The organism is Geofilum rhodophaeum (assembly GCF_002210225.1).
GTDB lineage: Bacteria > Bacteroidota > Bacteroidia > Bacteroidales > Marinilabiliaceae > Geofilum > Geofilum rhodophaeum.
This window is the reverse complement of the sequence record NZ_MWUJ01000001.1, coordinates 294,122-309,134: the sequence shown is the minus strand read 5'-3', so window position 1 is coordinate 309,134 and position 15,013 is coordinate 294,122. Positions and strand designations below refer to the sequence as shown.

The 15,013-nt window shown below is 51.2% G+C and carries 8 protein-coding genes; 7 read left to right on the top strand and 1 reads right to left on the bottom strand.

All coding sequences use genetic code 11. The annotated features are described in order from the left end of the window. Nucleotides 1–21 precede the first annotated feature (21 nt). Genes B4W65_RS01015 through B4W65_RS00995 form a run of 5 tightly spaced genes read left to right on the top strand, consistent with a single transcriptional unit; the run spans nt 22 to nt 6,980 of the window. Nucleotides 22–1,536 (top strand): phytoene desaturase family protein, encoded by a 1,515-nt coding sequence (locus B4W65_RS01015; protein WP_088653244.1) that lies wholly within the window; start codon nt 22–24, stop codon nt 1,534–1,536. Between the two features lies 1 nt (nt 1,537). Next, complete coding sequence (locus tag B4W65_RS01010; RefSeq protein WP_088653243.1) at nt 1,538–3,229, top strand: C45 family peptidase; 1,692 nt, start codon at nt 1,538–1,540, stop codon at nt 3,227–3,229. Between the two features lie 31 nt (nt 3,230–3,260). Next, a complete protein-coding gene (locus B4W65_RS01005; RefSeq protein ID WP_158522746.1) occupies nt 3,261–4,502 on the top strand; it encodes an alpha/beta hydrolase family protein in 1,242 nt (413 codons plus the stop codon). Further along, nucleotides 4,502–5,800: a phenylacetate--CoA ligase family protein gene (locus B4W65_RS01000; protein ID WP_088653241.1), complete on the top strand. Its 1,299-nt coding sequence runs from the start codon at nt 4,502–4,504 to the stop codon at nt 5,798–5,800. The genes B4W65_RS01005 and B4W65_RS01000 overlap by 1 nt, the downstream gene beginning before the upstream one ends. Next, nucleotides 5,787–6,980, top strand: a complete 1,194-nt coding sequence (locus B4W65_RS00995) for a 1-acyl-sn-glycerol-3-phosphate acyltransferase (protein ID WP_088653240.1) — start codon at nt 5,787–5,789, stop codon at nt 6,978–6,980. The genes B4W65_RS01000 and B4W65_RS00995 overlap by 14 nt, the downstream gene beginning before the upstream one ends. A gap of 18 nt (nt 6,981–6,998) precedes the next feature. On the opposite strand, the gene asnB is transcribed toward B4W65_RS00995, so the two are convergent. Further along, nucleotides 6,999–8,585, bottom strand: coding sequence for an asparagine synthase B (gene asnB, locus B4W65_RS00990; RefSeq protein WP_088653239.1), 1,587 nt, complete (start codon nt 8,583–8,585; stop codon nt 6,999–7,001). 409 nt (nt 8,586–8,994) lie between these two features. On the opposite strand from asnB, the gene gltB reads away from it, so the two are divergent. Together gltB and B4W65_RS00980 are read left to right on the top strand one after the other, a co-directional pair. Next, complete coding sequence (gene gltB, locus B4W65_RS00985; protein ID WP_240509435.1) at nt 8,995–13,518, top strand: glutamate synthase large subunit; 4,524 nt, start codon at nt 8,995–8,997, stop codon at nt 13,516–13,518. A 48-nt stretch (nt 13,519–13,566) separates the two neighbouring features. Next, on the top strand, nt 13,567–14,985 hold the full coding sequence (locus B4W65_RS00980) for a glutamate synthase subunit beta (RefSeq protein ID WP_088653238.1): 1,419 nt from the start codon (nt 13,567–13,569) through the stop codon (nt 14,983–14,985). Nucleotides 14,986–15,013: the final 28 nt, after the last annotated feature.

Below are 15,013 nucleotides of genomic sequence, written 5' to 3'. Positions count from 1 at the left end.
CCTGTATAACGAATTGGACGAATGGATAAAACAGCTGACAAGCAATTTGATGTGGTGGTAATAGGCGCTGGTTTTTCGGGCTTGATGTGTGCCGCTTTGTTGGGGAAGCATGGCTTTCGTGTGGGGGTTTTGGAGCAACAAAAACATGTTGGGGGCAATCTTCAAAGCTTCGAGCGCGGCGGCAAGGTGTTTAATACCGGCTTGCATTATGTGGGGGCCTTGGAAAAGGGTCAGGTGCTCCATAAGCTTTTCAAGTACCTGGGTGTTATCGATCGGGTTGATTTTGTTTCCCTCGATCGTGCCTGCTTTGACCGCATCGGTATGGGAAAGGAGTGGTATTGCAGTGTTTCGGGCTTTGAGGGCTTTCAGGCTGAGCTGGAGCGGCGTTTCCCATCGGAGCGGGAGGCTGTTGTGAATTATGTGCGGGAGATCAGGGCGGTTTGGGACAGCAATCCTTTTTTGAACCTGCGTGAGGTAAGCGGAGTGACTGATCAGGCACCAAGTGCCTTTACGGATCGCGGACTGATGGAGGTGCTTGACGGACTTACCCAGAATGAGGAATTGAAGGCAGTCTGGCTTTCGAACAACGGTTTATACGCCGGAGATCCTCGGCGAACCCCCTTTTACGTCCATGCTTTAATATCTTGTGTTTTTATTCAGAGTGCCTGGCAGATACGTGGCGGCAGCATTAAGCTGGCCAACGCACTGGTGCAAATTATAGAGGAGCAGCAGGGGACTGTAGTCACCAATTGTAAGGTGGCGCATATTAAAATGGAGGACGGCAGGGCGCGTTATGCACAAACTTCGGAGGGTCAACGTTTTTTTGCAGAAGATTTTATAGCAGCCATTCACCCCTCGGTAGCCCTTGATTTTTTTGAGTCAGGCGTTTTTCGAGCACCTTTTGTGCGTCGCCTCAAGTCGCTTCCCAATACGATAGGCTCCTTTGTCGTCTATGCGAGTCTGAAACCGGGCGAATTCAGGCATCTGAACTCCAATGTCTTTTATTCCCGCACACGGGATGTTTGGGGGGCCGTTTACCAGAAAGAGGACTGGCCCAAGTCCTTGATGATGTATACCACGGAGGATCCTGATTGTCCTGGTTTTGCAGAGAGTGCTACCATCATTTCTTTTATGCATTATGAGGAGGTGGCACAATGGGAAACGCCAGGAAGTGCGTACAATACCAATTCGGAGTATAAGGACTTTAAGCAGAAAAAGGGCGAAGGCCTGCTCGACCTGGCAGCTATGGCTTTCTCTGATTTGCCGGCCGCCATTGACGATTGGTTTGCTTCCAGTCCCCTTACCTACAGATATTTTACCGGCATTCCGGAGGGTTCGATGTACGGTATTGCCAAGGATTATAAGAATGGAATTGGATCCTATATGCCTTCTGTGACCCGGGTCCCCAACTTCTTTTTAAGTGGGCAGAGTATTGGGATACACGGGGTGATGGGGGTGGCTATGAATGCCTTGTTGGCTTGTGCAAACAAGGTAGATGTAAACCTGTTGTTGTCCGAAATAAGAAAGGAAGAATAAGATGAAGAAATGGCCAAAGAGCTTGAAACGCTTACTGCGTGTTTTGGTGGGACTGGTTCTGTCGGTTTTGTTGCTGATGGTGGTTTTTAATCGACTTACAAAGGTGCATCCTCCCCTCATGGGTGAGGAGTGGGCCTTTTCTGGTGATAAAGAAGTGCTTGGTCCGGAAGCCTTTCGCTATGGCGACAGTTGGCTGCAGAAGAACGCCTATGGGATATGGGAGCTTTATGTGGCGGGAGCGCCTTTTGAAATGGGCTATAAGAATGGCTTGCTGACCGACAGTCTTAATGCCTTGCAAGAACAGTACTTTGTGGAGGGCATTCGTGAAATGATTCCCTCTGATGCCTATCTCAATAAATTAAAGTACTTCCTGGCCTGGTACAACCGCAAGCTAGACAGCTACATTCCCCTTGATTTGCAGCAGGAAATCTACGGGGTGTCCCGTTTTGCGTCCGACTCCTTTGATTTTATAGGAGCGGGTTATGAGCGTATGTTGAATTACCATGCCGCACACGATATTGGTCATGCCCTTCAGAATATGAATCTGGTGGCTTGCACAGCCTTTGCTGTTCAGGATGAGGCTTCAGAGGACGGCAGTTTGCTGGTGGGTCGAAATATGGATTTTTCGATGGGCGACGATTTTGCTTCCAATAAGTTGGTGACTTTTTTTGCTCCGGAAACGGGCCATGCTTTTGCATCCATTTCCTGGGCTGGTATGATTGGGGTAATTTCTGGAATGAACAGCGAGGGCCTGGTGGTAACTTTGAATGCGGCCAACTCGGGCATTCCACTGGCTGCACGTAAACCCGTCTCCATTTTGGCCAGGGAGGTCTTGCAGCATGCGGGCACCATAGCCGAAGCCTATGCCCTCATTGAGGAGGCAGAGGTCTTTGTTGCGGAGTCCTTTTTGGTGGTTTCGGCCAGGGACCGCAAGGCAGTGGTCATTGAGAAGTCCATCGACGAAACCGCCTTGTACGAAAGCGGTACCAATCAGCTTGTCTTAACCAATCACTTTCAGAGCGAGGCCTTAAAAGACAATGCCTTGAATTTGGAAGGGATGGCCGATGAGTCCAGTACTTACCGCATGGAGCGGGTTAAGGAGTTGTTGGGCAAAAAGGCCCAACACAGTCCCGCCAGTTTTGCTGCTGTTTTGCGCGACCAGAAAGGGGTGCAGGGACTAAATTTGGGCTGGGGCAACGAAAAGGCAGTCAATCAGCTGATCGCCCATCACTCCGTGATTTTTCAACCCGAAGCCCTAAAAATGTGGGTGGCTGCCAATCCCTACGCACTAGGTGCTTATGTGTGTTACGACTTGGGGGACTTATTCTCCGATCCTGGCGGGTATTTTCAGCGCAGTCCCGAAAAGCTTGAAGTTATGGCTGAGGATCCCTTTTTAGGCAGTGCCGATTTTAAGCGCTTTCAAACTTACAAAGCCCAAACCCGGGATTTTCAAAGGCGCTTGCGCCAGGGAGAGGCAGGACTGCTGACAGAGGACCAGTTGCAGCGCTACAGTCGACTGAACCCGGAAAATTATCACAGTTGGTTTGTGTTGGGAGAACTCTGGCGGGCCCGGGGAAACCATGCCAAGGCACGGGCATGTTACCTCAGGGCGCTTGAAAAAGAGGTCGCCCGGAGGTCCGAACGGGAGCGTATCGAAGCACGTCTTGCAGCGATGGATGATGAAACCAAGTAATGCGATGTATAAAAAACTGAACCCTGATAGGATGAAGCTTAAAGTATTGTTGTTTTTCGTGTTTTTGCTTGTATGGATTCCTCCAGTAGTTGCAGACGACCTTGAATCCTTGCTGCCGGCACCAACAGGTCGCTACAAAATTGCCACCACCAAATTGTTTTTGGTCGATTCTACACGAAAGGAGACTTTTGTGTTGGGCGGCAAACCCAGAGAGTTGTATGTCAAGTTGTGGTATCCTGTTGCCAGCGCTGAGGCTGCGAACTATGATCATTTTTTGGGCGATTTTCCCAGCGAAGTTATTTCCGGAATATTTCATGATGTGGGATTGGATCGGGAGCTGGTAGGTCAGGTGCAAAAAACCATCACCCATTCGTATTCCGGGGCCCACACCCTTTACGCCGAGGAGGCCTTCCCGGTGGTGATTTTTAATCCGGGTTTTTATTTTGGGATGGCCGATTTCTATACCAGTATTGTAGAGAACCTGGCCAGTCATGGTTTTGTGGTTTGTACCCTCAATCACCCCTTTGAGCAACCCTATGTAGAACAAACGATTCGAAAAAGTGCCAGGTTGAAACGAAAAAAGGCGCAATTGGCTTATTTGCAGCTTTTCTTAATTGAAAAGTTTAAGCGTTTTGATTTAGAAACTGAGGAGCAGGTGGAAGCAGCTACCCGCTACAATTTGCGGAAATTAAAGCGTTTTGATCGGGTTATACGGCGCTGGACGCTGGACAATGAAGTGTTGATTGATTATTTAAAGGCGGTGGGAGGCCAGGCGGACGCTCCCGGTATTTTGTCCCAAATAGATCCCCAACGTTTGGGGGTTTTCGGTCATTCCATGGGCGGAGCAGTAGCCGGTCAGGTAAGTCTTCAAAACCCAGATCGAGTAAAGGCCGGGGCCAATTTGGATTGTTTTCAGTTTGGCGATTTGATTGATCATCCTTTGGAGCAGCCGTTTATGTTGATGGAAAGCGAGCATTATCATTTATGGAACCTTGGCAATTCTGTGGTTTACAGTCAAGTTTCGGCGCCCTTCCATAAGCTCACCATCAAGGGGGCACGCCATTTTGCTTTCAGCGATGTTTCTATGCTCGATTTGATTGAGGAGAAGGATAAAAAGAAGATGATTGGGGACATCGACGGAGCAGAGACGCTTCGGCTCATTAATGCCTATCTCGAAGATTTCTTCAGTCACTACCTTAAGGACGGTGCTGCTGTCAGGATTTTTGATAATTTTGAAGATCAACAAATTAAGTATAAAAACATTTTACCCTAATGTGCAAGGAAGTTTCCAGAAGGAGTCGTGCAGAGATCAGTGCCTGGCAGAACGCCCGCATCCCCGAAATTTTAGCTTATGTAATGCAGCATTCCGCCTTTTATCGGGAGCGCTTTTCCGGGATTGATTTGTCCAACATTACTACCGTGGAGGATTTGGCGTACTTGCCCTTTACCACTAAGGAGGATTTGCAGCGTCGAAATTTTGATTTTGTATGTGTGAAGCCGGAGCAGATTGTGGATTACATTACCACATCGGGTACTTTGGGCGATCCGGTGACTTTTGTGGCCACCGATAAGGATCTGGATCGCTTGGCCCTTAACGAATACCTGTCTTTTGTCTGTGCCGATGGACACCCCGAGGATATTTATCAGCTGATGGTCACCCTGGATCGCCGATTTATGGCCGGTCTGGCTTATTTTTTGGGCTTGCGCAAGTTGGGTGCAGGCATTGTGCGTGTTGGACCAGGAAATCCCGAACTGCAATTTGATACCATTAAAAGAACGCAGGCCAATGTGCTGGTAACCATCCCTTCTTTTTTGCTTCGCTTGATTGCTTATGCGGAGGAAAATCAGATTGCTTATAAGGATCTACCGGTAAAGGCTGCGGTTTGCATTGGCGAGCCCATTCGTGATAAGGATTTGAATCTGAACGAGCTGGGTCGACAAATAAAAGAAAAGTGGGATCTGAAGCTTTATTCCACCTATGCTTCCACCGAAATGGGTGCTGCCTTTACCGAGTGTTCGGAAGGAAAGGGCGGGCATTTGATTCCTGAAATGATTGTGGTGGAATTTGTGGATGAGCAAGGCAGGAATGTGGCCAGTGGTGAGCTGGGCGAAGTCACCATTACCAACATTGGTGTGGAGGGGATGCCGCTGATTCGCTTCAAGACCGGGGATATGTGTTACCATTACACCGAGCCCTGCGCCTGCGGTCGTAATTCTCTTCGTGTGGGCCCCATCATTGGTCGAAAAAATCAGATGATCAAGTACAAGGGAACAACCCTGTTTCCTCAGTCGCTTTACGATAACCTGATGGATATTCCAGGGGTTCAGAATTATTTGATTGAAGTGTCGACCAACAGCATCGACACCGACGATATTTGTGTGAAGATTGGTTGTGCCCAGCCCGACGAGCACTTTATTAAGCACATTAAAGATCGGTTTCGTGCGCGCTTGCGGGTGGCCCCAACCATTGAAATACTGGATCCTGCCGAGCTCGAGAAGCTGCGCTTCCCCGGAATGAGCCGCAAGCCAATTACTTTCATCGATAAGCGTAAAAAGCATGGTTCAAATTAGCGAAATGATGGAGACGCTCCGCCCGTATTGTGATGACGAAGTACGTCCGGCTGTTGAGCGTTTGATGAAGCACCCTATGCTTCGCGGGATGTATCGCTATTTGTTTGGCGAAGAGGCTCTTGAGCAGGAGTTGGCTCGCTTTGCGAACATCCGCACTGTAGATGGAATTCAGCGTCAGTTCTCGGCCCGGGTGGTTTCCGAGTTGATTCGGCAGACTTCTGATGGCTTTACTTTCAGTGGTTTGGAGCACCTTCGCCGCGACAAGGCCTATTTGTTCGTTGCCAATCACCGGGATATAGTGCTCGACTCTGCCCTTCTGCAGTGGGTGTTTTCTCGTGAAGGCTATACCACCACACAAATAACCTTTGGCAGTAATCTGATGTCGGGCCAGTTTGTCATCGACCTGGGGAAGCTGAACAAGATGTTCACCTTTTACCGAGGTGGTTCACGCATTCAGCAATACCGAAATGCCGCCTTGCATTCGGCTTACATTAATCAGGTGATTTTAAATCAAAAAGAATCAATCTGGATTGCGCAACGGGATGGAAGGACAAAGGATGGCGACGACATAACTCAAACCGGCTTGTTGAAGATGTTTGCGATGCACCAGGGTGAGGTGGCTCGGGGACTGGAACAACTCAATATTGTTCCGGTAACGGTTTCCTATGAGTTGGAGCCCTGTGCCGGAACAAAAGTTCGGGAAACGTACAACAAGGCGTGTGGCCTGGACTACCAAAAGGCTCCCGGCGAAGATTTTGAGAGTGTAGTTGCCGGACTGATTGGGGCTAAGGGACGTATCCACATGGCCTTTGGTGAGCCCCTGAATAATTTTATAAAAGAAAGCGCTGTAGGAGCAAAGGATGCCAACGAGTTGGTGCAGAAGGTCGCACGGGAGATCGATCGGCAGGTTTATCGTGATTATCGTTTGTTTCCATTTAATTATTTGGCCTATGATCTCTTGCACGCAAGCTCTAGGTATAAGGGGCTGGAGTACAATGGGGCACAGGCAGAAGACTTTGTGCGATACAGAACTCTTTGTTTGTCTGGTATTGAAGGCGATCGTCATGTCTTGGAGCAGCTGTTCCTACGCATGTACGCTGCCCCGGTGATGAACAAAATAGGCGAGGCCCGGAGCGGCGCACAACCAGGTAAGTGCGCTTTTCCAGGCCTCTCGGTTTAGGAACGGTTTGGCGTGCTTTTACTCTCCGCTTTTGCCGTAGTTGGGCAGTACACGGGCGCTGGGGTCGTTGACGTTGCAGTTGGCCCAGCTCTTGTTTGGCATCCAAAAATCTTTAATCAATGCGCCCCTTCCGGGGAAGTGGCTTTCAAAAATGTCGCGGTACATCAGCGCTTCTTTGGAGAAGGGGGTGGCGTGCGGGTATTTTTCTCCAGCTGCGGCCAGATCCTTTTCGCTGTAAAGTTCCTCTGCGTGCGCTTTAAGGTAGTCGACCACGCTGTGACCAACCGCATCCGAAAAAGCCGCTTTTTCGCGGTACAGGATGTCGTGCGGCAAGTAGTCCCCTTCAAAAGCTTTCCGCAGCAGGTATTTTCCGATCCCGGTGTAGTTCATCTTTTTTTCAGGAGCAATGGCCATGACATATTTTACGAAGTCGAGATCGCCAAAGGGCACCCTGGCCTCCAGTCCGTGTGCAGATATGCATCGGTCGGCCCGCAGTACGTCGTACATGTACAGTTCGCGAATGCGCTTTTGGGCTTCCTCCTGAAAAGCTGTGGGACTGGGTGCGAAGTCGGTGTACTTATAGCCAAAGAGTTCGTCGCTGATTTCACCGGTAAGCAATACTTTGATGTCGGTTTCCCGTGCGATGTATTCGCAGAGCAGATACATGCCTACCGAGGCCCTGATGGTGGTAATGTCCCAGGTTTCTGTTCGGTAGATGAGTGTGCTGAGCGCGTCGAAAATTTGCTGTTTGCTGAAAAGCACTTCGGTGTGGTCGGTACCAAGGTAATCGGCTACAATCCGTGCGTATTTGGTGTCGATGGGGCCATCTTCAATGCCCACCGCAAAAGTCTTTATAGGCTTTGTCGTCATGCGCGCAGCTATGGCGCAAACCAGACTGGAGTCGAGTCCCCCGCTGCATAAAAAACCTACCGGCGCATCCGCATCCATGCGCTTGGCCACGGCCTGGGTAAAAAGGTCGTGAATGCGCTCAAAAATGACACCCTGTTCGTCATTGTGGTAAGTCTCCACTTCAGCCGGATCGCAGTAGGCCACAAAGCGTCCCTCTACATAGCAGTGCCCGGGCGGGAAGGGATGTACTTCGGCACAGGTGGTGTGCAGACTCTTCATTTCGCTGGCAAAGCAGATTTGTCCCCGCTCATCGTAACCATAAAACAAAGGCCGGATGCCGATGGGATCGCGGGCCGCATAGTATTTCTTTTCTTCACTGTCGTAGATTACGCAGACAAATTCGGCATCGAGTTCGCGCGCCATGCCCACAATCCCTTTTTCAAGAAACAGGGGCAGGAGTACTTCGCAATCGCTTTCTGATTGAAAGGGGAAGCTGGGGCTGTACCGATCCTTCAAGCTGCGGAAGTTGTACACTTCGCCGTTGCAAACCAGGTGGAGATGACGGTAATTGAGGGGTTGATTGCCGGCATCTGAGAGGTCCATGATTTTTAAGCGGTGAAAACCCATCCAGCCTTGTTGGCCAAAATCCTTGATTTGGGTGTTGTCGGGTCCGCGGTACTGAATTTTGGTAAAATCCTGGGCCATGTCGAGTTTCTGACTCACATCCCCTCCTGTATAAACTGCAAATCCACACATGGTTTGATGATTTAAACTGGTTTTAAATGTTATTTAGTAATCAAATACAAGGCAAAAGTATTGAATTGTTATGAATAAACAAGTGAAAGCGATAAAATGTTTTGAAAAATCTGTTTTTGCTTTCGTGTTGATTTTTTTTTGATGCTTTTGTGTTGGGGGGTGAAAGAAGGCATTTGTTGTTGCATTTTGCCGTGCAAGGCCCTTGTTTTATGCGGTATAGAAAAGTGGGTTGGGGTAACAGCAGTCTGGTGTTTTGAAGAAAATTTGACGTTATAATATTTAAAACATCATAAAACCAAAGCCAAAAGTTATGAAGTGTAATAAAATTGTGTAATTTTGTATCGTTTTCGTTTTTTGAATTGAGTTTTAGTTTTAAACCAGGTTTTCAGAGCCAGTAAACGATTTTAATATGAAGATGCGACAACGATTGCCCCAGGCGCAGGGTATGTACGATCCGGCCAATGAGCACGACAACTGTGGAATTGGATTTGTTGCCCACATTAAGGGACAGCCTTCCAATGAGATTGTAAGAAGGGGCTTGGAGGTGTTGGTGAATATGACCCACCGCGGGGCGGAGAGTTCGGATAATAAGTCGGGCGATGGTGCCGGTATTTTGCTGCAGTTGCCCCACAGTTATTTTTCTGGTTTTGGCTTTAATTTGCCAGCTCCCGGAAAATATGGTTCGGGTTTGATATTTTTGCCCAGGACCGAAAGGGAAAGTATGGCTTGCATTGCGCTGTTTAATGCCCAACTGGAAGAGGAAGGTTTGGAGTTAATAGGGTACCGTGACGTGCCGGTCAATAACAAGGTGTTGGGCGAAATTGCCCGCAGCAATGAGCCGGTGATCCGCCAGGTGTTTGTACAGGGCAACTACGAGCAGGATGTGTTGGAGCGCAAGCTTTTTGTGGCCCGTAAGGTCTGTGAGCGTAAGGTGCGCGAATCGACGCTCAAGCAAAAGGAGCATTTTTATATTGCCAGCTTATCGAGCAAGACATTCATATATAAGGGGATGCTCACGCCGGAGCAGTTGGGCGAGTATTACCTCGATTTGAAGGAGCCGGGCTTGCAGAGTGCCATTGCGCTGGTGCATTCACGCTTCAGCACCAATACCTTCCCGACCTGGGATTTGGCCCAGCCTTTCAGAATGATGGCCCACAATGGAGAGATCAACACCATAAAGGGCAACCGCTTGTGGATGCAGGCCCGCGAAGGTTTGCTTAAGAGCGATTTGTTTGGGGAGGATTTGCAGAAGCTCTTTCCGGTGGTGGAGCCGGGTAAGAGCGATTCGGCTTCGCTGGATAATGTATTGGAGTTTTTGTTTATGACCGGGCGTACGCTGCCGCATGCCCTGACCATGCTCATTCCGGAGTCGTGGAACGACAAGAACCCCATTCCCCCCAGTCTCAAAGCCTACTACGAGTACCACAGCACCATTATGGAGCCTTGGGACGGACCCGCCTCCATTGTTTTTTCAGACGGGCGCTACATTGGGGGCACCCTTGATCGCAACGGTCTTCGTCCCTCCCGTTACGTGATTACCCGCAACGATATGATTGTGATGGGGTCGGAAGTAGGGGTGCAGACCTTTCCGGCAGAGGAAATCGTGACCAAGGGGCGTTTGCGCCCCGGGAAGTTGTTGTTGGTCGATACCCAGCTGGGCATCATTATTCCCGATGAGGAAATCAAGTCGCAGTTGTCGCGCCTCCATCCTTATGAGAACTGGCTGAAGGAGAACCGCATCAGTATGGCCGATATTGCGGTCAAGCAAAGAGTGTCCTCGTCGCTCGGTGAGGAACTCACCACCTATCTGAAGACTTTTGGTTACAATAAGGAGGATGTGGAGCAGATTGTTTTTCCTATGGCCAATGCGGCCAACGAGCCGGTGGGCTCGATGGGCAACGACACGCCCATGGCCGCGCTCTCGGAAAAGCCCCAGCGCCTGTTCTCTTATTTTCGTCAGTTGTTTGCTCAGGTAACAAATCCCCCCATTGATCCCATTCGGGAGGGACTGGTGATGGCGCTGACCAGTTACATTGGTTCGGTAAGTAAGAATTTACTTATTGAGAGTCCCGACCAGTGCCGCTCCATTAAGTTTGCTTCGCCCGTGGTGACCAACACCGACTTGGGCAAAATCAAGGATTTCAGACGGGAGGAGTTTACTCACGTTACCCTGTCGATGACCTTCGCGGTGAAGGAAGGGGGCAAGGGGCTGAAGGCTGCCGTGGATGGCTTGTGTAAGGCCGCTGAGGCTGCCGTGGATGCAGGTAATAATTATGTGATTTTGAGCGACCGCGACATCGCGCCCGATCGGGCACCAGTACCGTCTTTGTTGGCAACGGCTGCGGTACACCATCATTTGGTACGCGCTAAAAAGCGGATGCAAATCGGTCTGATTGTAGAGACGGGAGAGGTCCGTGAGGTGATGCATTTTGCTTTGTTGCTCGGTTATGGCGCTTCGGTCATCAATCCCTATGTGTGTTTTGCGGCCATCGACGAATTGGTGCAGCAGGGCAAACTGAAGATGGATTATGAGGTGGCGCGTGAGAACTACATCAAGGCGGTAAATAAGGGCTTGCTTAAAGTGCTGTCGAAAATGGGCATTTCCACCGTGCGCAGTTATCATGGCGCCCAGATTTTTGAAGCTGTCGGGGTAGCCCGGGAGGTCATCGCGCCCTATTTTACGGGCACCGCTTCGCGCCTTGGCGGGGTAGGCTTTGAGGAGCTGGCCCGAGAGGCGGCCCTTTTCCACGAAGCCGCCTACAGTCCGCTGCAGGAAGAGGGGCCTTTTGAAAGTTTTGGTGCTTATTCCTTCCGTAAGTATGGTGAAAAGCACGGCTGGAATCCCGAGACCATTGGACTCTTGCAATGGTCCACTTCGGAAAACGATTACGGCAAATACAAGGAGTACGCGCAACGGGTGAATGAAGACAATCGAGGTCCGCTGTTTCTGCGTGGATTTTTGAAGGTAAAAAAAGGCAAACCCATTGATTTGAGTGAGGTGGAGCCTGTGGAATCCATCATGCGGCGCTTTGTCACCGGAGCCATGTCTTACGGTTCCATATCCAAGGAGGCGCATGAGGCCCTGGCTATGGCTATGAATGCCATTGGTGGTCGCAGCAATACGGGTGAGGGCGGAGAGGATGCCGGTCGCTTCAAATCGAAGGCCCGCAGTGCCATCAAGCAGGTCGCCAGCGGTCGCTTTGGGGTGACCAACAATTACCTGGTGAATGCAGATGAGTTGCAGATTAAAATTGCCCAGGGGGCTAAGCCCGGGGAGGGGGGACAGCTGCCCGGTTACAAAGTGGATGGGGTCATTGCCCGTTTGCGGAGTTCTACTCCGGGTATTACGCTGATTTCGCCACCGCCCCACCACGATATTTATTCGATAGAGGATTTGGCGCAGCTGATTTTTGACTTGAAATGCACCAATCCCTCTGCCCGCATCAGTGTCAAGCTGGTGTCGGAGAGCGGGGTGGGCACTGTGGCCGCCGGGGTGGCCAAAGCCCATGCCGATTTGATTGTAATCAGCGGCACCGAAGGCGGTACCGGAGCCAGTCCCCTCAGCAGCATTAAGCATGCCGGCCTGCCCGTTGAACTGGGCCTTACCGAGGTGCAGCAAACCCTCGTGCTGAACAACCTGCGGGGCCGCGTTAAAATACAAACCGACGGTCAGCTGAAAACCGGCCTGGATGTGATAAAGATGGCCCTGATGGGTGCCGAAGAGTACGGCTTCGCCACCTCCGGTCTGGTGGTGCTCGGTTGCGTAATGATGCGCAAGTGTCACCTGAATACCTGTCCCGCCGGCATCGCCACCCAGGACGAGGCCCTGCGCAAGCGTTTCATCGGCAAGTACAAGAACCTGATTAACTTCTTCACTTTTATTGCCATGGAGGTAAGGGAACATCTGGCCGCCATGGGGGTGAAGTCGCTCGATGAAATCATTGGTCGCGCCGACCTGTTGGAGCAGGATGCCAGTGTGGGGAACTGGAAGACCGGTGGGTTGGACTTGTCGGCCCTCACCTACTTTCCAAAGGAAGGTCGTAAGTTTGCCTTGCGGCAAACCACTCTGCAAAAGCATGCTGTGGAGAATGTACTCGACCATGAACTGATAAGGCAGGCGCGCCCTGCTTTGCAGAATAAGACCAAGGTGTGGATGGCACACGCCATTGGCAATACCGATCGCACCGTGGGGGCCATGCTCTCAGGAGAGGTTTCCAAAGTTTACGGGGAGGAGGGCCTGCCCAAGGACACCATCAATTGTACCTTCCGGGGTTCGGCGGGACAAAGTTTTGGTGCTTTTGTGGTGAAGGGGGTGACCCTGCGCCTGGAGGGCGATGCCAACGATTATCTTGGCAAGGGACTTTCCGGAGGCAAGCTGATTGTGGTGCCGCCGCGTGGTTCGGGCTTCAAACCCGATGAAAACATCATTATTGGTAATACCGTGTTGTACGGCGCCACCAGTGGATATTTGTATGTGCATGGGGTCGCCGGAGAACGTTTTGCCGTGCGCAACTCCGGAGCGCATGCCGTGGTGGAAGGCGTGGGGGACCATTGTTGTGAGTACATGACCGGTGGGCGGGTAGCTGTTATTGGTCCCACCGGCCGCAACTTCGCTGCAGGCATGAGTGGGGGCATCGCCTACGTTCTTGATGAACTTGGTCGTTTCGATTATTTCTGCAACAAGGGACTGGTGGAACTTGGACCGGTGCACGACTATGAGGACGTGCAGGAGTTGCAGCACATGTTGAGCAAGCATTTACTGCATACCAACAGCGAAAAGGCCCGCGAGATATTGGTGAACTGGGACTACTACCTGCCGCGCTTTGTGCGGGTGATTCCGCTGGAATATAAGAAGGTGTTGCAGCAGGAGAAGTTGCAGGATTTGGAGCGGAAACTGGCAGAGACCGAAGACGCCCCTTATTTGCGGGAGTAGTTCGTTGTTGCGCATGGAAGTAGTGTTAATCAAAAAAAACTAGGAGTTATGGGAAATCCCAAAGGATTTATAGAAGTGGCCCGCAAAGTCAGCGGCAACCGTCCCGTAAATGAGCGGGTCGACGATTACGGAGAAGTAGAACAAGTCTTGAACGATCAGGATCGGCGCGACCAGGCTTCACGTTGCATGGATTGTGGCATTCCTTTCTGCCACTGGGCCTGTCCCGTAGGCAGTAAAATTCCCGAATGGCAAGATGCCTTGTTCAAGGGGGATTATGCCCTGGCCAGTAAAATTCTGCACTCGACCAACAGCTTTCCCGAGTTTACCGGGCGAGTTTGTCCCGCTCCCTGCGAGAAGTCCTGTGTGCTGGCCATTCATGATGAGGCCGTAACCATTCGCGAGAACGAGGCATCCACCGTAGAAAAGGCTTTTGATTTGGGGCTCATTGTGCCCCGTTTGCCCAAAACCCGCAGTGGTAAGAAGGTGGCAGTGATTGGATCGGGACCGGCGGGACTCTCTGCCGCCGATTGTCTGAATCAGGCCGGGCATAGTGTAACGGTTTTTGAGCGCGACGATGCTGTGGGCGGTTTGCTGCGTTACGGCATCCCTGATTTTAAACTGAACAAGAAGGTGATTGATCGGCGCATAAGGCTTTTCGAGACCGAGGGGGTGGTTTTTAAAACCAATACGTCGGTGGGCGAACAGATTTCGGGGAAAGCTCTTTTAAAACAGTTCGATGCGGTGGTGGTGGCCATTGGTGCCATGCAGCCCCGCGATTTGGCCATAGAGGGACGTGAGCTGAGTGGGGTGCATTTTGCCATGGAATACCTGAAGCAGCAGAATAAAGTGAACCGCGGGGTGAGCTTCAACGGACAGCGCATTGATGCCAAGGGCAAGCGGGTGCTGGTGATTGGTGGCGGTGATACCGGCAGCGATTGTGTGGGTACGGCCAACCGGCAAAAGGCGGCCTGGGTAGGGCAGCTCGAGATCTTGCCCCAGCCACCGGCCAAGCGTCGCTCGGGTAATCCCTGGCCTTATTGGCCCAATGTGCTGAAGACTTCCTCCTCGCACGATGAAGGCTGCGAGCGCATGTGGAGTCTCTCCACCCGCCGCTTTGTTGGCGAGCAGGGCAGAGTCACCGGTGTTGAAGTCGTTGAAGTCGACTGGAAGCAGGTGGACGGGCAGTGGAAAATGGAGGAGCGCCCCGACACGGTGCGTGTGTTGGAAGCCGATCTGGTGATGCTTTCGATGGGTTTTGTGCATCCGGTGCATGAGGGCCTGATTACGGAGCTGGGATTGGAGCTGGATGGCCGGGGTAATGTGAAGATAGGTACCGATTATGCCACCAGCAGAAAAGGGGTCTTTGCAGCCGGTGATGCCGCCCATGGCGCCAGTCTGGTCGTTACCGCCATTGCTAAAGGCAGGGAGGCCGCTGCCCAGGTGGATGCTTTTTTGGTAAAAAAGTAGTTTTGTTTGTGTTGTTTTATTTTGCCCT